Genomic DNA, 22,728 nt, shown 5'->3' with positions numbered 1-22,728 from the left:
AAGGTGCGAATTTTCGGTGCTGCGTCTTCACTCACCGCAACCTGCGCTGCAGATTGCTTGGGTGTTATATGGTCAAGCCTCACGGGCCATTAGTATCGGTTAGCTCAACGCCTCACAGCGCTTACACACCCGACCTATCAACGTCGTAGTCTTCGACGGCCCTTCAGGGAGCTCGAGGCTCCAGTGAGATCTCATCTTGAGGCAAGTTTCCCGCTTAGATGCTTTCAGCGGTTATCTCTTCCGAACATAGCTACCCGGCAATGCCACTGGCGTGACAACCGGAACACCAGAGGTTCGTCCACTCCGGTCCTCTCGTACTAGGAGCAGCCCCTCTCAAATCTCAAACGTCCACGGCAGATAGGGACCGAACTGTCTCACGACGTTCTAAACCCAGCTCGCGTACCACTTTAAATGGCGAACAGCCATACCCTTGGGACCGGCTTCAGCCCCAGGATGTGATGAGCCGACATCGAGGTGCCAAACACCGCCGTCGATATGAACTCTTGGGCGGTATCAGCCTGTTATCCCCGGAGTACCTTTTATCCGTTGAGCGATGGCCCTTCCATACAGAACCACCGGATCACTAAGACCTACTTTCGTACCTGCTCGACGTGTGGGTCTCGCAGTCAAGCGCGCTTTTGCCTTTATACTCTGCGACCGATTTCCGACCGGTCTGAGCGCACCTTCGTACTCCTCCGTTACTCTTTGGGAGGAGACCGCCCCAGTCAAACTACCCACCATACACTGTCCTCGATCCGGATGACGGACCTGAGTTAGAACCTCAAAGTTGCCAGGGTGGTATTTCAAGGATGGCTCCACGCAGACTGGCGTCCACGCTTCATAGCCTCCCACCTATCCTACACAAGCAAGTTCAAAGTCCAGTGCAAAGCTATAGTAAAGGTTCACGGGGTCTTTCCGTCTAGCCGCGGATACACTGCATCTTCACAGCGATTTCAATTTCACTGAGTCTCGGGTGGAGACAGCGCCGCCATCGTTACGCCATTCGTGCAGGTCGGAACTTACCCGACAAGGAATTTCGCTACCTTAGGACCGTTATAGTTACGGCCGCCGTTTACCGGGGCTTCGATCAAGAGCTTCGCTTGCGCTAACCCCATCAATTAACCTTCCGGCACCGGGCAGGCGTCACACCCTATACGTCCACTTTCGTGTTTGCAGAGTGCTGTGTTTTTAATAAACAGTCGCAGCGGCCTGGTATCTTCGACCGGCATGGGCTTACGGAGCAAGTCCTTGACCCTCGCCGGCGCACCTTCTCCCGAAGTTACGGTGCCATTTTGCCTAGTTCCTTCACCCGAGTTCTCTCAAGCGCCTTGGTATTCTCTACCTAACCACCTGTGTCGGTTTGGGGTACGGTTCCCGATTATCTGAAGCTTAGGAGCTTTTCCTGGAAGCCTGGCATCAACCACTTCGTCGCCTAGTGGCAACTCGTCATCAGCTCTCGGCCTAGGGATCCCGGATTTGCCTAAGATCCCAGCCTACCACCTTAAACTTGGACAACCAACGCCAAGCTGGCCTAGCCTTCTCCGTCCCTCCATCGCAATAACCGGAAGTACAGGAATATTAACCTGTTTTCCATCGACTACGCTCTTCAGCCTCGCCTTAGGGACCGACTAACCCTGCGTCGATTAACGTTGCGCAGGAAACCTTGGTCTTTCGGCGTGCGAGTTTTTCACTCGCATTGTCGTTACTCATGTCAGCATTCGCACTTCTGATACCTCCAGCCAGCCTCTCGACTGACCTTCACAGGCTTACAGAACGCTCCTCTACCGCGTCACCTGGTGGTGACACCCGTAGCTTCGGTGCATGGTTTGAGCCCCGTTACATCTTCCGCGCAGGCCGACTCGACTAGTGAGCTATTACGCTTTCTTTAAAGGATGGCTGCTTCTAAGCCAACCTCCTAGCTGTCTAAGCCTTCCCACATCGTTTCCCACTTAACCATGACTTTGGGACCTTAGCTGACGGTCTGGGTTGTTTCCCTTTTCACGACGGACGTTAGCACCCGCCGTGTGTCTCCCATGCTCGGCACTTGCTGGTATTCGGAGTTTGCATCGGTTTGGTAAGTCGGGATGACCCCCTAGCCGAAACAGTGCTCTACCCCCAGCAGTGATACATGAGGCGCTACCTAAATAGCTTTCGAGGAGAACCAGCTATCTCCGAGCTTGATTAGCCTTTCACTCCGATCCACAGGTCATCCGCTAACTTTTCAACGGTAGTCGGTTCGGTCCTCCAGTCAGTGTTACCTAACCTTCAACCTGCCCATGGATAGATCGCCCGGTTTCGGGTCTATACCCAGCGACTTGACGCCCTATTAAGACTCGCTTTCGCTACGCCTCCCCTATACGGTTAAGCTTGCCACTGAATATAAGTCGCTGACCCATTATACAAAAGGTACGCAGTCACAGCACGAAGCTGCTCCCACTGCTTGTACGCATACGGTTTCAGGTTCTATTTCACTCCCCTCTCCGGGGTTCTTTTCGCCTTTCCCTCACGGTACTGGTTCACTATCGGTCAGTCAGTAGTATTTAGCCTTGGAGGATGGTCCCCCCATGTTCAGACAAAGTTTCTCGTGCTCCGTCCTACTCGATTTCACCGGCAAGAGATTTTCGTGTACGGGGCTATCACCCACTATGGCCGCACTTTCCAGAGCGTTCCACTAATCTCAAACCGGCTTAAGGGCTGGTCCCCGTTCGCTCGCCACTACTAAGGGAATCTCGGTTGATTTCTATTCCTCAGGGTACTTAGATGTTTCAGTTCCCCTGGTTCGCCTCTTGCACCTATGTATTCAGTGCAAGATAACCAGCTTGTGCTGGCTGGGTTCCCCCATTCAGAGATCTCTGGATCACAGTCTGTTTGCCGACTCCCCAAAGCTTATCGCAGGCTACCACGTCTTTCATCGCCTCTGACTGCCAAGGCATCCACCGTATGCGCTTCTTCACTTGACCATATAACCCCAAGCAATCTGGTTATACTGTGAAGACGACATTCGCCGAAAATTCGCATGGCTCGCATGAGCCACTTACAAATTTTACCTTAGCCTGATCACCCCCAGTGAAAGGGATCATCAGTCTATATCTATCACACATCCGAATTTTTAAAGAACGATCTGACAAAAGCCAGACATCAATCTTCACGAGGAAGACTCATGTCTAGGTTCTGACGACAGGCAAGGTGGTGGAGCCAAGCGGGATCGAACCGCTGACCTCCTGCGTGCAAGGCAGGCGCTCTCCCAGCTGAGCTATGGCCCCAGAAACTGGTAGGTCTGGGCAGATTTGAACTGCCGACCTCACCCTTATCAGGGGTGCGCTCTAACCAACTGAGCTACAGACCTATATGCAGGGTCTTGATCGTCTTCTACAAGGAATCAAGCAATTCGTGTGGGGGCTCATCAGCTGGCTGATGTCGTCGATTAAGGAGGTGATCCAGCCGCAGGTTCCCCTACGGCTACCTTGTTACGACTTCACCCCAGTCATGAATCACACCGTGGTAACCGTCCTCCCGAAGGTTAGACTAGCTACTTCTGGTGCAACCCACTCCCATGGTGTGACGGGCGGTGTGTACAAGGCCCGGGAACGTATTCACCGCGACGTTCTGATTCGCGATTACTAGCGATTCCGACTTCACGCAGTCGAGTTGCAGACTGCGATCCGGACTACGATCGGTTTTGTGAGATTGGCTCCACCTCGCGGCTTGGCAACCCTCTGTACCGACCATTGTAGCACGTGTGTAGCCCAGGCCGTAAGGGCCATGATGACTTGACGTCATCCCCACCTTCCTCCGGTTTGTCACCGGCAGTCTCCTTAGAGTGCCCACCCGAGGTGCTGGTAACTAAGGACAAGGGTTGCGCTCGTTACGGGACTTAACCCAACATCTCACGACACGAGCTGACGACAGCCATGCAGCACCTGTGTCAGAGTTCCCGAAGGCACCGCTCCATCTCTGGGGCGTTCTCTGCATGTCAAGGCCTGGTAAGGTTCTTCGCGTTGCTTCGAATTAAACCACATGCTCCACCGCTTGTGCGGGCCCCCGTCAATTCATTTGAGTTTTAACCTTGCGGCCGTACTCCCCAGGCGGTCAACTTAATGCGTTAGCTGCGCCACTAAGATCTCAAGGATCCCAACGGCTAGTTGACATCGTTTACGGCGTGGACTACCAGGGTATCTAATCCTGTTTGCTCCCCACGCTTTCGCACCTCAGTGTCAGTATCAGTCCAGGTGGTCGCCTTCGCCACTGGTGTTCCTTCCTATATCTACGCATTTCACCGCTACACAGGAAATTCCACCACCCTCTACCGTACTCTAGCCGACCAGTTTTGGATGCAGTTCCCAGGTTGAGCCCGGGGCTTTCACATCCAACTTGATCAACCACCTACGCGCGCTTTACGCCCAGTAATTCCGATTAACGCTTGCACCCTCTGTATTACCGCGGCTGCTGGCACAGAGTTAGCCGGTGCTTATTCTGCCGGTAACGTCAAAACTGCAGGATATTAGCCTACAGCCCTTCCTCCCGGCTTAAAGTGCTTTACAATCCGAAGACCTTCTTCACACACGCGGCATGGCTGGATCAGGCTTTCGCCCATTGTCCAATATTCCCCACTGCTGCCTCCCGTAGGAGTCTGGACCGTGTCTCAGTTCCAGTGTGACTGATCATCCTCTCAGACCAGTTACGGATCGTCGCCTTGGTGAGCCGTTACCTCACCAACCAGCTAATCCGACCTAGGCTCATCTGATAGCGCAAGGCCCGAAGGTCCCCTGCTTTCTCCCGTAGGACGTATGCGGTATTAGCGTTCCTTTCGAAACGTTGTCCCCCACTACCAGGCAGATTCCTAGGCATTACTCACCCGTCCGCCGCTGAATCCGGGAGCAAGCTCCCGTCATCCGCTCGACTTGCATGTGTTAGGCCTGCCGCCAGCGTTCAATCTGAGCCATGATCAAACTCTTCAGTTCAATACTGCTTGGGTTTTTAAGAAACCCTAAACTTGGCTCAGCAATCTCAAATGACTACTATGATTGCTCATGTGTCACTTGTGATGCTGATAATCTTGGTGACTATCAGTCCAAACTCACAAGCACCCACACGAATTGCTTGATTCGATTTGTTAAAGAGCGTTTGGCCAAGAGCGTTTCGTCTCAACCGAGGCCGCGCATTCTACGCTGTCCTCATCGTCTGTCAAGCGTTTATTTCGAAGTATTTGCCGAGAATCTCGTTCAACTTCAACCACTTGACTCGCTGGCGATTGCTCGTAGCGGGAGGCGAATCATACAGCGTTGAAACCTGCTGTCAACCACCTTGTTCACCGCTGCCGATCAGTCGACCGAAGCCCTCCCGAGCCTGCCTGATCCGTCCAACCCTTTGATTCTCAAGGAGTTTTCCGTTTCGACTGCGTCGGAAGTGGTGCGCATTATAAGGGGATTCGAAAGGCCGTCAAGCCTTTATTCGAAAAATCTCATATTTCTTTTGCCTGCCGTTTTCCCAGCCGAGGCAGATGCTTCCACACTCGCGGTATGCGCAAGACCAGCAATCCTGCAGCCAGACTCGCATATATCGCCCATTCCTTGAGATCGGAACGAACGATCCACAAAAAATGCAGCAACCCCAGCCCCAGGATCACATAGATCAGCTTGTGCAATTTCTTCCACCGCGCCCCCAAGCGCCGCTGGCTTGCCCGATTGGATGTGGCGGCCAGCATCAGCAACCCGGCGAACCCGAGCGCACCGACGATGATATAGGGTCGCTTGCTCAACTCCACCCCCAGTTGCCTCCAGTCCAGCCCCAGGATGAAGAACAGATAAGCCAGCATGTGCAGAACGATATAGGCAAATGACCATAATCCCACCTGCCTGCGCACGATGATCCACCCTGCCCAGCCGCTCACCCGTTGCAAGGGCGTCATGCAGAGCGTGATCAGCAGTATGGTCAGCCCACCCAGTCCCAGCCGATCCACCAGGATCTTTCCAGGGTCCGGCCCGAGCAGGCCAGCCGATGCCTGATAGAGCCACCAGGTGGGAAAGGCGCAGCCACAGAGGAAGATAGCCAGGCGAAACCACGGGTAACGCATCAGTAGTGCTTCCGCAGGTCCAGCCCGGCATACAACGAGCCGACTTCCTCGGCATAACCGTTGAACATGAGGGTCTCGCGCACGTTCGGACTGAACAGCCCGCTAGGCAGGCGTCGCTCTCGAGCCTGGCTCCAGCGAGGGTGATCCACCTGCGGGTTGACGTTGGCATAGAAACCATATTCTTCCGGCGCCAGGCCCTGCCAGGTCGTGCCAGGCTGCTCGGTCACCAGGCTGACGCGCACGATCGACTTGATGCTCTTGAATCCGTACTTCCAAGGCACGACCAGGCGCAAAGGCGCGCCGTTCTGGCTGGGCAGCTCCCGGCCATACATGCCAACCGCCAGGATCGTCAGCGGATTCATCGCCTCGTCCAGCCGCAGCCCCTCTACATAGGGCCAGTCGATCAGGGCGAAGCCTGAACGCTGCCCCGGCATGTGCTTGGGATCGTGCAGGGTTTCGAAGCGGACGTAACGCGCCCGGGAAGTCGGCTCGACCTGTTTGAGTACACTGGCCAAAGGAAACCCCAGCCAGGGAATGACCATCGACCAGGCCTCGACGCAACGCAACCGGTAGATCCTTTCTTCGAGCTGGCAGGGCTTGACGAAATCTTCCAATGCATAGCGCCCCGGCTTGCCTACTTCCCCGTCGACCACGACGCTCCAGGGCTCCGTCGGCAAGCTGCCGGCATTGGCCGCCGGATCGCCCTTGTCGGGACCGAATTCATAGAAGTTGTTGTAGTGGGTCGCGTCGCGAAACGGGGTGATGGGCTCGCCCTTTACGGTCACGGCCTCCCAGCGGGTCGATTGGAGCTTGTCGCGCAACCAGTCGGGCGGGCTGCCCGCCTCGGCATCGGCGTAACGGCTGGCCTGGGCTGCGCGGCCGATGCGCGGCAAGCCCGCCATGGCAGCGCCGGCGAACGCTCCGCCGAGCAGGCTGCGCCGCGAGAGATAGCAGGATTGACTCGTGATCTCCGACGACTTGCACTCGGAGGATCGAGGAAGCTTGATGAGCATGACGGCCCCGCGACACTGGTTGGGTGATGTACCAGTAGACTATGGGGCCGCAAGGTTATTCCACGATTAAACGATTTTCACGGCTTGCGACGGCGGGTACGCAGCAGGTACTGCACCGGGCCGGAGACAGCGTAGCCGAGGAAGATGAGCAGCAAGATGCGTGGCGGGTCGCTGAATACCACGGCGAATACCAGCACCACGGCCAGGATGGCCACGAACGGCACGCGCCCCTTGAGGTCCAGCTCCTTGAAGCTGTTGTACTTGATGTTGCTGACCATCAGCATGCCCGCGGCGGCGACCAGCAAGGCGACCACGAACGACAGCTTCGAGCCCTGGATACCGTAGTCGCTGAAAGCCCATACGGTACCGGCGACCACACCGGCAGCGGCCGGGCTCGCCAGGCCGATGAAGTAACGCTTGTCGGCGGTACCGACCTGGGTGTTGAAACGTGCCAGGCGCAGCGCCGCGCCAGCGACATAGATGAAGGCCACCATCCAGCCGACCTTGCCCATGTCGCCCAGCGCCCAGACGAAGGCCAGCAGTGCCGGCGCCACGCCAAAGGCAACCATGTCGGACAGCGAGTCATATTCGGCGCCGAAGGCGCTCTGGGTGTTGGTCATGCGCGCCACCCGACCGTCGAGGCTGTCCAGCACCATGGCGACGAAGATGGCGATGGCGGCAAAGGCCAGGTACTTGCTGCCTTCCCGGGCATCTCCGGCGCTCAGGAAACCGTGCGCGCTGATGGAACTGATGATCGAGTAGAAGCCGGCAAACAGGTTGGCCGTGGTGAACAGGTTGGGCAGCAGGTAGATGCCACGGTGCCGAACCTTGCGCCCTTCAGCGTCATGCCCTTCCTCGATGTGCTCATCGACGGGCAGCAGGCTTTCGGCGTCGGAGGGCTTGTTCGGCTCTTCGGGACGTTCGCTCATGGAGGTTACCTTGCAACAGGGTGGAAAGTTTTCGACGCAGGCTGGCGACGGAGGTTCGACGCCGGCCGATGGTCGCTTTATACCAGAAGCTGGTGCCCAAACGAAAAACGCGGCCAAGGCCGCGTTCTTCGTCACGTCACGACAAGAATCAGTTCTTGCTCTTGTCGACGATCTTGTTGGCCGAAATCCAAGGCATCATCGAGCGCAGCTGCTCGCCGATGATCTCGATACCGTGGGTAGCGTTGTTGCGACGCTTGGCGGTCATCGACGGATAGTTGGTGGCGCCTTCGCTGATGAACATCTTCGCGTACTCGCCGTCCTGGATGCGCTTGAGTGCGTTGCGCATGGCCTTGCGGGATTCTTCGTTGATGACCTCGGGGCCAGTGACGTACTCACCGTACTCGGCGTTGTTGGAGATCGAGTAGTTCATGTTGGCGATGCCGCCTTCGTACATCAGGTCGACGATCAGCTTGAGTTCGTGCAGGCACTCGAAGTAGGCCATTTCCGGGGCATAGCCGGCTTCGACCAGGGTTTCGAAACCAGCCTTGACCAGCTCGACGGTACCACCGCACAGCACGGCCTGCTCGCCGAACAGGTCGGTTTCGGTCTCGTCCTTGAAGGTGGTTTCGATGATGCCGGTACGACCGCCACCCACGCCAGCGGCGTAGGACAGCGCGACGTTCTTGGCATTGCCCGAGGCGTCCTGGTAGATGGCGATCAGGTCAGGGATGCCACCGCCCTTGACGAACTCGGAGCGCACGGTGTGGCCAGGAGCCTTCGGCGCGATCATGATCACGTCCAGGTCGGCACGTGGCACGACCTGGTTGTAGTGGATCGAGAAGCCGTGGGAGAAGGCCAGGGTAGCGCCTTTCTTGATGTTCGGCTCAATTTCGTTCTTGTACAGGGTGCCCTGGAACTCGTCCGGGGTCAGGATCATGACCAGGTCGGCGGCGGCGACGGCGGAAGCGACATCGGTCACCTTCAGGCCGTGGGCTTCTGCCTTGGCGACGGTGGCCGAACCTTTACGCAGACCGATGGTGACATCCACACCGGAGTCCTTCAGGTTGCACGCCTGGGCGTGACCTTGGGAGCCGTAGCCGATGATGGCGACCTTCTTGCCCTGGATGATGGAAAGGTCGCAGTCTTTGTCGTAGTAAACTTTCATGAAACACCCCTGTTATATCTGGCTCCTGGGGAGCCATCGCTGAATGCTGTTGTTTAGATGCTGAGCACTTTGTCGCCACGGGCAATGCCGGTGACGCCGCTGCGCACGGTTTCGAGAATCGAGGCAGTGCCGATCGCCTGGATGAAGCTGTCGAGCTTGTCGCTGGTGCCACTGAGCTGCACGGTGTACACGCTGGCCGTCACGTCGACGATCTGGCCGCGGAAGATATCCGTGGTGCGCTTGATCTCGGCGCGCTGGGCACCGGTGGCCTTGACCTTGACCAGCATCAGCTCGCGCTCGATGTGGGCGCTTTCCGACAGGTCGACCAGCTTGACCACCTCGACCAGCTTGTTCAGGTTCTTGGTGATCTGCTCGATCACCTCGTCATGCCCGATGGTCGTCAGGGTCAGGCGCGACAGGCTCGGATCCTCGGTCGGTGCGACGGTCAGGCTTTCGATGTTGTAGTTGCGCTGGGAAAACAGGCCGACCACGCGAGACAGGGCACCGGGTTCGTTTTCCAGCAGCAGGGAAATGATGTGCCGCATATCAGGTACGCTCCGTCTTGCTCAGCCACATATCGCGCATCGAACCATCCTTGATCTGCATCGGATAGACGTGCTCGCTCCGGTCGACCTGGATGTCGATGAACACCAGTCGATTCTTCATGGCGAAGGCTTCCTCGAGCTTGGGCTTGAGATCCTTCAGGCTGGTGATGCGGATGCCGACATGGCCGTAGGCCTCGACCAGCTTGATGAAATCAGGCAGCGACTCCATGTACGAATGCGAGTGGCGGCTGTTGTAGGCCATGTCCTGCCACTGGCGCACCATGCCCAGCACACCGTTGTTCAGGTTGACGATCTTCACCGGCAGGCCGTATTGCAGGCAGGTCGACAGTTCCTGGATGTTCATCTGGATACTGCCTTCGCCGGTGACGCAAGCCACGTCGTCGTCAGGGAAGTTCAGCTTCACGCCCATCGCGGCGGGGAAGCCGAAGCCCATGGTGCCCAGGCCGCCGGAGTTGATCCAGCGATTGGGCTTGTTGAAACGGTAGTACTGCGCCGCGAACATCTGGTGCTGGCCCACGTCGGAAGTCACGAATGCCTCGCCGCCGGTCACTTCGCACAGCGTCTCGATGACGGCCTGTGGCTTGATCACGCTGCCATCACCCTTGTCGTAAGGGAACAGGCCGCGGTCGCCACGCCATTCCTCGATCTGCTTCCACCAGGCATCGAGTGCCGCCTGGTCAGGCTTGGCGCCGATTTCCCCGAGGATCGCCAGCATTTCGTTGAGCACGCTGTCCACGGGGCCTACGATCGGCACATCGGCCTTGATCATCTTGGAAATCGACGCTGGGTCGATGTCGATGTGGATGATCTTGGCATTCGGGCAGAACTTGGCCGGGCCGTTGACCACCCGATCGTCGAAGCGGGCGCCGACCGCGAAGATCACGTCGGCATGGTGCATGGCCATGTTCGCCGGGAAGCTGCCGTGCATGCCGAGCATGCCGAGGAACTGACGGTCGGTGCCTGGGTAGCCGCCCAAGCCCATCAAGGTGTTGGTGACCGGCAGGTTCAGCGCCTTCGCGATCTGGGTCAGGGCCTCGGAGCCGCCGCCGAGGATCACGCCGCCGCCGGAGTAGACGATCGGACGCTTGGCGGCCAGGAGCATTTCGGCAGCCTTGCGGATCTGCCCCGAATGCCCGCGCACGGCCGGGCTGTAGGAGCGCAGCTTGACCTTCTTGGGATAGACGTACTCGAACTTCTCGGCTGGGTTGGTCATGTCCTTGGGGATATCGACCACGACCGGCCCGGGACGTCCCGACTCGGCCAGATAGAAAGCCTTCTTCAGCACCTCGGGAATTTCCGAGGCGTGCTTGATCATGAAGCTGTGCTTCACGATCGGCCGGGAGATACCGATCATGTCGGTTTCCTGGAAGGCATCGGTACCGACCATGGTGCTTGGCACCTGCCCGGAGAGGATCACCATCGGAATGGAATCCATGTAGGCCGTGGCGATACCGGTGATGGCGTTGGTGGCACCAGGTCCGGAAGTCACCAGCACCACGCCGGCCTTGCCGGTCGCGCGGGCATAGCCATCGGCCATGTGGGTAGCGGCCTGCTCATGGCGAACCAGGATGTGCGAGATCTCTGGCTCCTTGAACAGGGCGTCGTAAACATGAAGAAGAGCACCACCAGGGTACCCGTAGATGTGCTTAACGCCTTCGTCGCGCAAGAAGCGGACGACCATCTCAGCGCCAGATAAAAGCTCCACGTTGTTCACCTCTAAAACGCCAGAATACCGCCCGGAAGGCGGGGTCTTGATAGGTTTACTGCCAAGCAGAGCATGAGCGAACGTCAGCACTGACTGAGCAAGTATTGGGAGCGCCCCAGAGTGTTGCGGGGTTTTCCCACCCAGCGCGAGGTAACGCGTTGCGGGGTGTTACAGGTCGGCGCGGGTGTGCGCCTCATGATCGGCTTGGCGGGTCTGCTTCTGGCAGTCCCCCTACAGCGGAAACTGGATTCTTCTTATTCACGGCCCGCAAGTCAAGAAAAATTATTGCCAATTTTTCCCGCAGATGAATTGCCACCGCCATAAAAAACCGGACCGGCAGCAGAAAAATAAACTTTTGGAAGAAAAAGGGCCACAATCTGCGGCCCTTGATGGAAAAAAAGAAGAAATCAGGCGGATGGGCTGATCAATTGGTCGAATGCTGCCAGCAGTCGGCGCAACTCGCGGCTTTCATCAGGTCGGTCGCCATAGACGGTTTCGGCCATCACCAGGATGCCCGAGGCGTTGGGAAGCGGCAGGCCCTGTTCGAGGATGTGCTTCATGCGCGGCAGGAAGATCCATTGCAGCCACTGTTCGAAGCTCATGCTGTCGACAGCGAACGGCGCCGTGCTGGCCAAGGCCGCGGCACTGGGCGACGCCTCGCTCCACCAGCCCTGCACATGCAGTTCGCGCTCTATCAGCAACAGGTGGTCGGCGATCTCGGGAACGCGCCGGTCCATCACGAACGGACCTGCGCTTTCTGGCGTGCCAGCGCCGCCCCAGCACTGTCGCCCTGCTTTTCGCGGGCCTGGGCAATGACGTTCCACAACTCCGACTGCAGGTCGGGGCGACCACTGGCATAGGTCAACGCACGCCGCGCCAGTTGCTCGGCCTGAGCCGCATCGCCCTGGGCCAGCCGAACCTGAGCCAGGCGGAACAGCACCTGGGGCTCGCGCGGGGCGATCCGCTGGGCGCGCTCCAGGCTCGACGACGCGCCGTTGAAATCGCCGCCACCTTGCTGCTGGCGCGCGGTGGTCAACAGCGCCAGCACCGGTCCGTCCAGCTGTTCGTCGGCCGACAGGCTGCTGCCAATGGGCGCATTGCTGCGTGGGATGCCAGTCGGGGCCGGCGCGCTGGCGGTGCTGGACGCACTGTTCATCGAAGCGATGTCGAATGGTTCGTCACTGACCGGATTGGGCGTGATCGGCCCGGTGCTGATCGGCGCCGCAGCGGTGGACGCCGGGAAGGTCTGGATCGGCTCGGTACTGGCGCCCTGCGGTACCATGACGGTCACCCCAGAGTCGCTCGGCAAGGCCTGTGCCTGGCTGGTTCCGGTCGCGACCGGGTTGGCCGCGGCAGGGCGATTGGCCGCGACACGCTCGGCATTGGAGACCCTGGAGCCCGAATCCACCACCGGGATCGAACCACGCGGCACACTGGCGCAGCCATGGAGCATGGCCAGCGTCGTCAAGGCAGGAAACCACCACTTGTTCACGTCACACCCTCTTATGCATCAGGTGACCTGCCGGGCGGCAGGCCACACGCTTAGTTCATCCATCCCTTGACCCAGTCCATGACCGACTCGTCCGGATTGGACTGGCCACCGCAAGCGGCACCGGCGGGTGGCTCGCTGCCACGAATATACGGCATCTGTACCGCCCCCGGACAGCTGGCGTCGGAGCCCTGCCCTGAGTAGGGGTCGATCCAGGCCTGGACGATGTTGTCCGGCTGCGGCATGTCCAGCGGCAGCGGATCGGCCTTGCGCATGAAGCTGGTCCACACCTGCAGGGCACCGGTGGCGCCGGTGAACGGCGTCTTGCCATTGTCGTCGCGCCCCAGCCAGACCACGGCTAGCAGGTCCTGGCTGAAGCCGGAGAACCAGCTATCGCGTGAATCGTTGCTGGTGCCGGTCTTGCCCGCCAAGGTCAGCGAGCCGGGCAAGGAATTGTAGACCGAGCGCCCCGTGCCCTCGCGCATCACCCGCTGCATGGCATTCTGTACCAGATAAATGGCGCCGGGATCGAACGTCTGCTGGATCTGGAACGGATAACGCTTGAGTGGCTCGCCCTCGGCCGTCAGCACGCTGCGGATACCGCGCAGGGGGGTATTGAAGCCGCCGTTGGCGATGGTCTGGTACATGGTCGCCACCTGCATCGGCGACATGCCGCCAGCCCCCAGCAACATGGCCGGGAATGCCGGCCAGTCGACGTCCACGCCCAGACGGCCAATGGTCTTGATCACGTTCGGCACGCCGACTTCCAGACCGATCTTGGCCGTGGACAGGTTGTACGAGTTGGCCAGCCCCTGGTAGAGGTAGATGGTGCCGTGCGAGCGGCGGTCGTAGTTCTGCGGGCGCCAGACCTGGCCGTCGCCACCCTTGACCGAGAAAGGCTCGTCCTGCACCCAACTGGTGAGCGTGAACTTGCTCGGCTTCTCCAGCGCGGTCAGGTAGACCGCCGGCTTGACCAGCGAGCCGATCGGCCGTACCGCGTCGATCGCCCGGTTGAAACCGGCGAAACCGGCCTGGCGGCTGCCGATCAAGGCCTGGACTTCACCGGTCTCGGGGTTGGTCACGACCATTGCCGACTCGACTTCCCCGGCCCCCTTGCGCCCGGCCAGGCGCTTGAAGGTCTCGCGCATGGCGGTCTCGGCCTTGAGCTGCAGGATCGGGTCGAAGCTGGTGAAGATGCGCAAGCCTTCTTCGGTCAGGTCTTCGTCGCGATAGTCCTGGCGCAGCTGGCGCTTGACCAGGTCGAGGAACGCCGGGAACGAACTGTCGGCCAGACTGCCGCGCTTGGTCACGCCCAAGGGCATCTTCTTCGCTGCATCGACAGCCTCCTGGCTGGCCACGCCCTGCTCGGCCAGCAGGTCGAGCACCAGGTTGCGACGATTGAGGGCCCGCTCGGGATAGCGCCGCGGATTGTAGTAGGACGGCCCCTTGACCATGCCTACCAGCAAGGCCACCTGGTGCAGCTTGAGCTCCGATAGCGGTTGGCTGAAGAAGAACTGGCTGGCCAGGCCGAAGCCATGCACGGCACGCTGGCCGTCCTGGCCGACGAAGACCTCGTTGAGGTAGGCCTCGAGGATCTCGCGCTTGTCATAGTGCATTTCCAGCAGCACGGCCATCATGGCCTCGGTGAGCTTGCGGCTCAGGCTGCGCTCGCTGGTCAGGTAGAAGTTCTTCACCAGCTGCTGGGTCAGGGTACTGCCGCCCTGGCGCATCGAGCCGGACGAGGTGTTCACCCATGCCGCGCGCGCGATCGACTTGGGCGAGACACCGAAGTGATGATAGAAATCGCGGTCTTCCACCGCTACCAGGGTTTCGAGCAGATACGGCGGCACCTGGTCGATCTTGATCAGAATGCGGTCCTCGAGGTTCTTCGGATAGATGCCACCGATCAGCAGCGGCTCCAGCCGGACCACGTCGAGCTTGCCGCCGTTGGCGCCCGAGAGGCCGGCCACATAGTCGCCGGAGAACCGCACGCGCACCAGCTGTGCCGGCTCCATGCCCTCGTAGAACTGGAAACCGCGGGTATTGAGCTCCACGGTATTGCCGTTCACCGACGCCGCCCCGGGGCCGTTGGCCGAGCTCTCGCGGCGATAGCCCAGGGCATCGAGCTCGGTCAGGAAGTCATTGCGGCTGAGTTTCTGCCCGACGAACAGCTCGAGCGGCCGGGCATATACCTTCGCCGGGATCGACCAGCGCTTGCCGGCGAATTTCTCCTGGACGACAGCATCGAGGTAAACCGCGAAGCCGGCGAGCACCACCAGGCCGACCAGGCTGAGCTTGAGCGCCCAGCCCAGCCAGGCGCGCGAGCGGCCGGTCGGGCGTTTCTTTGAATTGCGGGGGGTCTTGGTACGAGTCATGGTCGCGGATTATACGCACTTTACAAAGGCTGGGCAGGCGCCCTCTGGCGGTTTGCAGGGGCGGCACCATTGACCATAATGTGGGTTTCGAATTCCCTGACCCTTGAAGGATCGCCTGTGAGCCAAGCCCTGATCACCGCGCTGCAGAACCCAGCGCTCTACCCTCACCCAGTCGACGGCTTCCAGCTGATCGAGACGCACATCTCCTGGGTTCTGCTCACCGGTGACTATGCCTACAAGATCAAGAAGCCGATGAACTTCGGCTTTCTCGACTTCACCGAGCTGGGCCGGCGCGAGCATTTCTGCAACGAAGAGCTGCGCCTGAACCAGCGCCTGACCGAAGGTCTGTACCTCGAGGTAGTGCCCATCACCGGTAGCGAGCAGGCCCCGCGCCTGGGCGGCGATGGCCCGGCCATCGAATATGCCCTGAAGATGCGCCAGTTTCCGGCTGGCCAGATGCTGTCCACCTTGCAGGCCAATGGCGAGCTGAGCGCCGGGCATATCGACCAGATGGCCCGACAGATCGCCGAGTTCCACCTGCAGGCACCCCGGGTACCCGTCGAGCACCCCCTGGGCACGCCGGAAAGCGTCATGGCTCCGGTGGAGCAGAACTTCGAGCAGATCCGCCCCTTCCTTTCCGACAAAGCCGACCTGCAGCAACTCGAAGGCCTGCAAGCCTGGGCCCGCAGCAGCTTCGAGCGACTGCGCCCGCTGCTCGAGTCGCGCAAGGCCGACGGCTTCGTGCGTGAATGTCACGGCGACATCCATCTGGGCAATGCGACCCTGATCGATGGCCAGGTGGTGATCTTCGACTGCATCGAATTCAACGAGCCCTTCCGCCTGACCGATGTCTATGCCGATATCGCCTTCCTCGCCATGGACCTGGAGGATCGTGGCCTCAAGTGCCTGTCACGACGCTTCATCAGCCAGTACCTGGAACTGACCGGTGACTACCAGGGGTTGGAGCTGCTCAATTTCTACAAGGCCTATCGCGCCCTGGTACGCGCCAAGGTCGCGCTGTTCAGCCTGGCGCCGGACGCCGATGGCGTACAGCGCGCCACCACCCTGCGCACCTACCGCAACTATGCCAGCCTGGCCGAAAGCTACAGCGCCATCCCGTCGCGCCTGCTGGCCATTACCCATGGCGTCTCGGCCGTTGGCAAGAGCCATGTCTCCATGCGCCTGGTCGAAGCCCTGGGCGCGATCCGCGTGCGCTCGGATGTCGAGCGCAAGCGCCTGCATGGCCAGCAGCCAGAGGCCGAGAGCGGCAAGCTGCAGGCCGGGATCTACGACGCGCAGGCCAGCCAGGCCACCTATGAGCGACTGCACCGGCTGGCGACCGGGATCCTGCGCGCCGGCTTCCCGGTGGTGCTGGACGCTACCTACCTCAAGCGCGAGCAGCGCCAGGCAGCAGCGGCGGTAGCCAGCGAAACCGGCGTGCCCTTCCTGATCCTCGACTGCCATGCTCCCGAGGCGGTCATCGCCAGCTGGCTGGAGCAACGCCGTGCCGAGAACGACGACCCGTCGGACGCGACGCTGGAAGTGGTCAAGGCCCAGCAGGCCAGTCGCGAGCCGCTCGACGAGCAGGAGCTGCAATCGAGCAAGCAGGTCGATACCCAGGCAAGCACCAGCATGGACCAGTTGATCGAGCAGATCCACCAGCGTCTGCCGGGGCTTTGATCGGCTGCAACGCCAGGGATTGCAGCCCGTCGGGCGCCAGCGGCCAATCGCTGCGCTGGCGCCAGCGCCCGCTACACTGCATTGACCACTGACCTGCCGGCGATTACCCATGGCCATTCAGCATCGCAAGGAGGCCTGATGAATGACGAATTGCAGCATCTGAAGAACCTTGGCAAGACATCTGCGCAGTGGCTGCATGCAGCCGGTATCCATAGCGCGTCGGATTTGCGCAAGCTAGGCGCGGTGGGTGCCTATCAGGCAGTGAAGACCCGTGGCTTTCGTGCCACCAAGGTGCTGTTGTACTCGATCGAGGGCGCGTTGCTGGACATGCACTGGAACGACCTGCCTGCCGAACACAAGCAGAAACTCAATCAGCAACTGCATGCCGAGACCCGCCTGGGCGGCGCCGGGAAATAAATGCGACGAAAGGCATTGACTGAGAAATGAGAATCGTTATGATTATCACAACTGGTCGCGAGACTGGTTGGATAAACTGAAAGCCCCTGGTTCGGACTCTCAGATTATCTCCTCATCAGGCTAATCACGGTTATTGACCCGGCTCTTTTGCCGGGTCTTTTTTTGCATGCGCGGCGTGTTTCGGCGTCCGGCTCTAGCGAGCGATGATCAACGGGTGGCCACGCTCCGGATGGGGCTGCACCAGTACCTCCAGGCCGAACACTGCCTTCAGCTTTGCTGGTTCGAGAACCGCTGCCGGTGCGCCCAGGGCGTGACAACGCCCTTGGTTCAGCAGTAACAGGCGGTCGCAATAACGTGCCGCCAGGTTCAGGTCGTGCAGGATCACCATAACCGCCACGCCCCGCTCGGCGAAACGGCGTAACGCTTGCAAGGTAGTGTGCTGGTGCAACGGATCGAGCATCGAAGTCGGCTCGTCGAGCAGCAACGTGGCGCCCTGCTCGCCAGGCCACAGCTGCGCCAGCACGCGTGCCAGATGTACCCGCTGGCGCTCGCCTCCCGACAGCGCCAGGTAGTTGCGTCCCGCCAGATGCGTGGCATCGACCGCCTCCAGGGCCACCCGGACGATATTGCGATCCTGTTGCAGCCCGGACGCATGCGGCAAGCGTCCCATGGCCACCACCTCCTCGACGCGAAACGCGAATTCCAGGCTCGATACCTGCGGCAAGACCGCCAGGCAGCGTGCCCGTTCCTGGCTGCCCCAGCGCTGCAGCGCTCGCCCACGCAGTCGCACCTGGCCATGGCTGGGCTCCAGTTCCGCGCACAACGCCGCCAGCAGGCTGCTCTTGCCCGCACCGTTGGGGCCAAGCACGCCCAGCAGCTGCCCCGGCACCAGCTCGAAGCTGATGTCATGCAGGACTTGGGCATTGCCTCGCCATAGACCAAGCCCGTCGACTTCCAGCATCAGTGACGCCCCCTTACCAGCAATACCAGAAAGAACGGTGCGCCGATCAGCGCGGTGACGATGCCGATCGGCAATTCCGCCGGTGCCAGGGCCAGGCGCGCAACCAGGTCGGCGAACAGCAGCAGCGCGGCGCCGGCCAACAGCGAGGCCGGCAGCAGCACCCGGTGATCCGGCCCCGCCAACAGACGTACCAGATGCGGCACCACCAGGCCGATGAAGCCGATCAGCCCCGCGGCGGCGACCGCCGCGCCGACACCCAGGGCGGTACAGAACACCAGTTCGCGCTTGAGCCTCTCCACCTCGATGCCCAGGTGCCGCGCTTCCGACTCGCCCAGCAGCAGTGCATTCAAGGCCCGGGCCCGGCGCGGCAGCCACAGCGCAACCGCCGCGACCACCAGCAACAAAGGCCATAACCGCTGATAGCTGGCGCCATTGAGCGAGCCGAGGTTCCAGAACGTGAGGCTGCGCAAGGTGGCGTCGTCGGCCAAATAAGTGAAAAGTCCCACCGCCGAGCCGGCCAGCGCGGTCAGCGCGATCCCCGCCAGCAACATGGTGGCGACATGGGTCCGGCCGTCTCGGCGGCCGAGCCGATAGACCAGAGCGGTCACCAACAGGCCACCGACGAAGGCGCAGATCGACAGCAGGTAGGGTTCGATCCAGGACGGCATGCCGCCCAGCCAGCTGCCGCCGACGATCGCGATCGCCGCGCCGAGTGCCGCGCCACTGGCCACGCCTACCAGCCCTGGATCAGCCAGGGGGTTGCGGAACAGCCCCTGCATGGCGACGCCCGAAAGCGCCAGCACGGCACCGACCGAAAGCCCCAGCAAGGTACGCGGCAAGCGGATCTGGCCGATGATCAGTTCGGCCTGTTGCAGACCCGCGCCGCCAACCGGAACCCCGAACAGGCGCAGTACGGCCCGCAACACATCGGCCAGCGGCAGGCTCACCGGCCCCAGCGCCAAGGACAGCCAGGCGGCAAGCATGCATAGCAGGACCAGGCAGACGAACAATATCCGTGGCCGCACCCGTCGCCTCATCGGGCCAAGCCCCCGAGGGTCGCCGGATGCAAGACTGCCGCCAGTTCACGCAAGGTGTCGGGCATTCGCGGGCCCAGACCACCAACCAGCAGTGTCGGGTCGAGCGCGAACAGGCGCTTGTCGCGCACGGCCCGCGAGCGGGCCAGTGCCGGATTTTCCTTGAGCAGGGCCTGTAGCGCCTGCTCGCCTTGCAAGACGCGATCGGCCAATACCAGGACATCGGCATCGAGCGCCGCGAGCATTTCCGTCGAGAAATCGCGATACCCCTCGTGCTCGGCAAGGTTGCGCCCCCCGGCCTGACGTAGCAGCCAGTCGCCCGCGGTGCCTTTGCCGGCGACCAGCGGCCTGGCCCCGGCATGACCGACCAGCACCAGCACGCCAGGCGACGGCCCGCGGGCCTGCGCCTGGCCGACCTCGACGCGCAGCGCCTGTAGGCGCTGACGGTACGCCTCGGCGAGCGCCGCGGCCTTGTCGGGCATGCCCAGCAGGCGCCCAAGGTGCTGCAGGTTATCCTCGACCGCGGCCAGTTCGGCCCTGCTCGAGAACAGCTCGACGCGCACGCCGGCCGCACGCAGCTGTTCCAGCACCGGCGGCGGGCCCATCTCCTCGGTGCCGGCCAGGATATCCGGGCGCAGGCTGAGGATGCCTTCGGCAGAGAGCGCGCGTTGGTAACCGATGCTCGGCAGCGACTTGAGCGATGCCGGGTGCTGGCTGGTGGTATCGACCCCGACCAGCCGTGACTCGCCACCCATGGCGCTGATCCATTCGCTCAAGGCACCGCCCGCGCTGACCCACCTGCGCGGCAGGTCGTCGGCCAGCGCCTGGGCGGCGAAGAGCAGGCAAGCGCACAGGCCGATGAAAGATCCAGGACGGCGCATCGTTCGACTCCTCTGGCAGACGCACGTCGCTTGTCGATAGCGACAGGATTGCGCACCATGGCTGCATGGCGCACTCGGATCCGCCAGATCTTGATAACTATTCTCATCGCACGCAAGTCCGTTGCGCACCGCAAGAGGTTTCCAGGCAATGCAGTTTCTTTGCCATTCCAACGACCTGCCGGAGGGCACCAGTCGTTCGTTCACGACAGAGGGCCTGCAACTGTTCGGCGTTCGCCGCCAAGGCCAGGTCTACCTCTATCGCAACCGCTGCCCGCACCGGGGCATACCCCTGGAATGGCGAACCGACGCTTTTCTCGACGAAAGCGCCAGCCTGGTTCGCTGTGCCCACCATGGCGCGCTGTTCCTGATCGAGACAGGCGAATGCGTGGCTGGTCCCTGCGAAGGCGAGCGACTACAGGCACTCGACAGCCTGGAAGACAGTCGAGGCATCTGGCTCAGCGATCGACCAGCACCGGCAGAGGCCGATCGATGACGATCTGCTCGGCATCCAGGCGCGTACCGTAGGCCAGCACCTCCACGCCATCGTCCATCGCTGCGCGCAAGGCCTGGGCGTAGGCGGCGTCGATCTCCCCGGCAGGACGCACCGCCTGCACGCCGGCGAGATTGACGCAGTACAACTGCACCGCGCGGATACCCTGCCGCGCCAACGCGCCCAATTCGCGCAAGTGCTTGGCGCCGCGTTGGGTGACGGCGTCGGGGAAAGCCGCCACGGCGCTGTCCGGATAGCCCAGGGTGACGCTCTTGACCTCGACATAGGCCGGCCCGTCGGGAAAATCCAGGCGAAAGTCCACCCGGCTACCCTCCTCGCCATAGGCCACTTCACGCCTGAGCGCGGTGAACCCGGCCAGCTCGCCGATCACCCCGGCACGCAGGGCCTCCTCGACCAGTGCGTTGGCTCGCCCGGTGTTGATGCAGGCCAGGCGCCCCTGCGGCGTCTCGCTGATTTCCCAGGTGCCTGGCAACTTGCGTTTCGGATCGCTGGAGCGACTGAACCACACGCGTCCGCCTGCCTGCATGCAATTGAGCATCGAGCCGGTATTGGGGCAATGGATGGTAATCTGTTCGCCGCTGGCCAGTTCGATATCGGCCAGGAACCGCTTGTAGCGCCGCAGCAGGCGCGCCTGCTCGAGCAAGGGGAAGAAGAGCATCAGCCGCGCCAGCCTTCCAGCCCACGGGCAATGCGCTGTACCGCTTCTTCCAGACGCTCCAGCCCTTGGGTATAGGCGAAGCGCACATGGTGCCCTGCCAGGTGCCGACCGAAGTCCAGCCCGGGCGTGAACGCCACGTGCTCGGTTTCCAGGAAATGCTGGCAGAACGCAAAGGCATCACCACCGAAGGCACTGATGTCGGCATATAGATAGAAGGCGCCCTGCGGCTCGACGGCGATCCGGAAGCCCAGCGCGCGCAGGGCGGGCAGCAGGTAGTCGCGGCGCCGGGCGAACTCGGCGCGACGCTGTTCGAGGATCGCCAGGGTGGCCGGCTCGAAACAGGCCAGCGCAGCATGCTGGGCCATGCTCGGCGCGCTGATGTAGAGGTTCTGCGCCAGCTTTTCCAGGTCCGCCATTGCCGCTGGTGGGGCGACCAGCCAGCCGAGTCGCCAGCCAGTCATGCCGAAGTACTTGGAAAAACTGTTGAGGACGAATGCCTCCTGGTCCACTTCGAGCACGCTTGGCGCATCCATGCCATAGGTCAGACCATGGTAGATCTCGTCCACTACCAGGTGCCCGCCCTGCGCGCGGGTGGCCTGGGAGAGGCTGGCGAGGTCGTCGCGCATGAGCACGGTACCGGTCGGGTTGGCTGGCGAGGCTACCAGGGCGCCGACGGTCTGCCGGTTCCAGTGCCGCGCCACCAGCTCGGCATTGAGCTGGTAATTGTCCTGTGGCCCCACCGGCACCAGCTGCGCCGCGCCTTCCACCAGTCGCAGGAAATGCCGATTGCATGGGTAGCCGGGGTCGGCGAGCAGCCAATGCTTGCCCGGATCGACCAGCAGGCTGCTGGCCAGCAGCAAGGCGCCAGACCCGCCAGGGGTAATCAGAATACGCTGCGGATCGACATCGAGGTCATGCCGCCGGCCATAGAAGCCGGCGATCGCCTCGCGCAATGCCGGCAACCCACGCGCCGCGGTGTAGCGAGTATGGCCGGCGGCGAGCGCGGCCTGGCCAGCTTCGACGATAGGCGCCGCGGTGGTGAAATCCGGCTCGCCGATCTCCAGGTGGATCACGTCGTGCCCAGCGGCCTGCAGTTCGTTGGCCCGCGCCAGCAAGGCCATGACATGGAAGGGTTCGATGGCGCGACTGCGCTCGCTGTAGGACTGGGCCATGGGCTTTTCTCGATTTGGACTAGACTGGTGATTCTACCTTTGCACGGCTGCGAACGTGTGTGACACGCCGCTGTCAATACCTCGATGCAGGCGGGGTAG

The 22,728-nt window shown here is 61.3% G+C and carries 17 protein-coding genes, 2 tRNA genes and 2 rRNA genes; 3 read left to right on the top strand and 18 right to left on the bottom strand.

Features of this window, described 5'->3' with window-relative positions; genetic code table 11:
* Positions 1–68: 68 nt before the first annotated feature.
* The 13 genes from ACY8GK_RS19375 to mrcB all read right to left on the bottom strand — a co-directional run bounded on the left by ACY8GK_RS19375 (position 69) and on the right by mrcB (position 15,315).
* A 23S ribosomal RNA gene (locus ACY8GK_RS19375) occupies positions 69–2,960 on the bottom strand.
* 227 nt (positions 2,961–3,187) lie between these two features.
* Positions 3,188–3,263: transfer RNA gene (locus ACY8GK_RS19370), tRNA-Ala, on the bottom strand.
* Positions 3,264–3,269: 6 nt separating this feature from the next.
* Positions 3,270–3,346: transfer RNA gene (locus ACY8GK_RS19365), tRNA-Ile, on the bottom strand.
* Between the two features lie 79 nt (positions 3,347–3,425).
* Positions 3,426–4,961 (bottom strand): 16S ribosomal RNA (locus ACY8GK_RS19360).
* Together the 16S and 23S rRNA genes with 2 tRNA genes alongside form the textbook arrangement of a ribosomal RNA operon.
* Before the next feature lie 500 nt (positions 4,962–5,461).
* A complete protein-coding gene (msrQ, locus tag ACY8GK_RS19355) occupies positions 5,462–6,073 on the bottom strand; it encodes a protein-methionine-sulfoxide reductase heme-binding subunit MsrQ (protein ID WP_462401839.1) in 612 nt (203 codons plus the stop codon).
* Positions 6,073–7,086 carry a protein-methionine-sulfoxide reductase catalytic subunit MsrP gene (msrP, locus tag ACY8GK_RS19350; protein WP_462401838.1) on the bottom strand — a complete coding sequence of 338 codons (1,014 nt, stop codon included), beginning with the start codon at positions 7,084–7,086 and terminating at the stop codon, positions 6,073–6,075. Before msrP ends, msrQ begins: the two co-directional genes overlap by 1 nt.
* Positions 7,087–7,163: 77 nt before the next feature.
* Entirely contained in the window at positions 7,164–8,015 is an 852-nt protein-coding gene (gene pssA, locus ACY8GK_RS19345; RefSeq protein ID WP_196177905.1) for a CDP-diacylglycerol--serine O-phosphatidyltransferase, read from the bottom strand.
* Between the two features lie 148 nt (positions 8,016–8,163).
* Entirely contained in the window at positions 8,164–9,180 is a 1,017-nt protein-coding gene (ilvC, locus tag ACY8GK_RS19340) for a ketol-acid reductoisomerase (RefSeq protein WP_196177907.1), read from the bottom strand.
* A gap of 53 nt (positions 9,181–9,233) precedes the next feature.
* Positions 9,234–9,725 (bottom strand): acetolactate synthase small subunit, encoded by a 492-nt coding sequence (gene ilvN / locus ACY8GK_RS19335; RefSeq protein WP_196177910.1) that lies wholly within the window; start codon positions 9,723–9,725, stop codon positions 9,234–9,236.
* A gap of 1 nt (position 9,726) precedes the next feature.
* The gene (locus ACY8GK_RS19330; RefSeq protein ID WP_196177912.1) at positions 9,727–11,451 is read right to left on the bottom strand and encodes an acetolactate synthase 3 large subunit; all 1,725 of its coding nucleotides are present in this window, start codon (positions 11,449–11,451) and stop codon (positions 9,727–9,729) included.
* Between the two features lie 407 nt (positions 11,452–11,858).
* A complete protein-coding gene (locus tag ACY8GK_RS19325; protein ID WP_230375837.1) occupies positions 11,859–12,188 on the bottom strand; it encodes a YqcC family protein in 330 nt (109 codons plus the stop codon).
* A complete protein-coding gene (locus ACY8GK_RS19320; protein ID WP_462401837.1) occupies positions 12,188–12,943 on the bottom strand; it encodes a tetratricopeptide repeat protein in 756 nt (251 codons plus the stop codon). Before ACY8GK_RS19320 ends, ACY8GK_RS19325 begins: the two co-directional genes overlap by 1 nt.
* A 50-nt stretch (positions 12,944–12,993) precedes the next feature.
* Positions 12,994–15,315, bottom strand: coding sequence for a penicillin-binding protein 1B (mrcB, locus tag ACY8GK_RS19315; protein ID WP_462401836.1), 2,322 nt, complete (start codon positions 15,313–15,315; stop codon positions 12,994–12,996).
* Between the two features lie 117 nt (positions 15,316–15,432).
* Here mrcB and ACY8GK_RS19310 point away from each other — a divergent pair, with 117 nt between their 5' ends.
* Both ACY8GK_RS19310 and ACY8GK_RS19305 read left to right on the top strand, forming a co-directional pair.
* The gene (locus ACY8GK_RS19310; RefSeq protein WP_462401835.1) at positions 15,433–16,995 is read left to right on the top strand and encodes a bifunctional aminoglycoside phosphotransferase/ATP-binding protein; all 1,563 of its coding nucleotides are present in this window, start codon (positions 15,433–15,435) and stop codon (positions 16,993–16,995) included.
* Between the two features lie 138 nt (positions 16,996–17,133).
* Entirely contained in the window at positions 17,134–17,412 is a 279-nt protein-coding gene (locus ACY8GK_RS19305) for a TfoX/Sxy family protein (RefSeq protein ID WP_196177920.1), read from the top strand.
* Positions 17,413–17,605: 193 nt separating this feature from the next.
* Here the strand turns inward: ACY8GK_RS19305 and ACY8GK_RS19300 are convergent, their stop codons facing one another.
* From ACY8GK_RS19300 to ACY8GK_RS19290, 3 genes are read right to left on the bottom strand one after another with little or no spacing between them, the layout of a single operon-like run.
* Entirely contained in the window at positions 17,606–18,373 is a 768-nt protein-coding gene (locus ACY8GK_RS19300) for a heme ABC transporter ATP-binding protein (protein WP_196177922.1), read from the bottom strand.
* On the bottom strand, positions 18,373–19,356 hold the full coding sequence (locus ACY8GK_RS19295) for a FecCD family ABC transporter permease (RefSeq protein ID WP_462401834.1): 984 nt from the start codon (positions 19,354–19,356) through the stop codon (positions 18,373–18,375). Before ACY8GK_RS19295 ends, ACY8GK_RS19300 begins: the two co-directional genes overlap by 1 nt.
* 50 nt (positions 19,357–19,406) lie before the next feature.
* Positions 19,407–20,288 carry a heme/hemin ABC transporter substrate-binding protein gene (locus tag ACY8GK_RS19290; RefSeq protein WP_196177926.1) on the bottom strand — a complete coding sequence of 294 codons (882 nt, stop codon included), beginning with the start codon at positions 20,286–20,288 and terminating at the stop codon, positions 19,407–19,409.
* Positions 20,289–20,436: 148 nt separating this feature from the next.
* On the opposite strand from ACY8GK_RS19290, the gene ACY8GK_RS19285 reads away from it, so the two are divergent.
* Positions 20,437–20,781, top strand: coding sequence for a Rieske (2Fe-2S) protein (locus ACY8GK_RS19285; RefSeq protein WP_196177928.1), 345 nt, complete (start codon positions 20,437–20,439; stop codon positions 20,779–20,781).
* On the opposite strand, the gene sfsA is transcribed toward ACY8GK_RS19285, so the two are convergent.
* Positions 20,744–21,457: a DNA/RNA nuclease SfsA gene (sfsA, locus tag ACY8GK_RS19280; RefSeq protein WP_196177930.1), complete on the bottom strand. Its 714-nt coding sequence runs from the start codon at positions 21,455–21,457 to the stop codon at positions 20,744–20,746. The two genes, ACY8GK_RS19285 and sfsA, sit on opposite strands and share 38 nt — an antisense overlap.
* Positions 21,457–22,629 (bottom strand): pyridoxal phosphate-dependent aminotransferase, encoded by a 1,173-nt coding sequence (locus ACY8GK_RS19275; RefSeq protein ID WP_462401833.1) that lies wholly within the window; start codon positions 22,627–22,629, stop codon positions 21,457–21,459. Before ACY8GK_RS19275 ends, sfsA begins: the two co-directional genes overlap by 1 nt.
* Between the last annotated feature and the right edge of the window lie 99 nt (positions 22,630–22,728).

Source organism: Pseudomonas sp. Marseille-QA0332 (assembly GCF_054950175.1).
The sequence above is the reverse complement of the archived record's forward strand: the minus strand, read 5'-3'. Positions and strand labels throughout refer to the sequence as shown.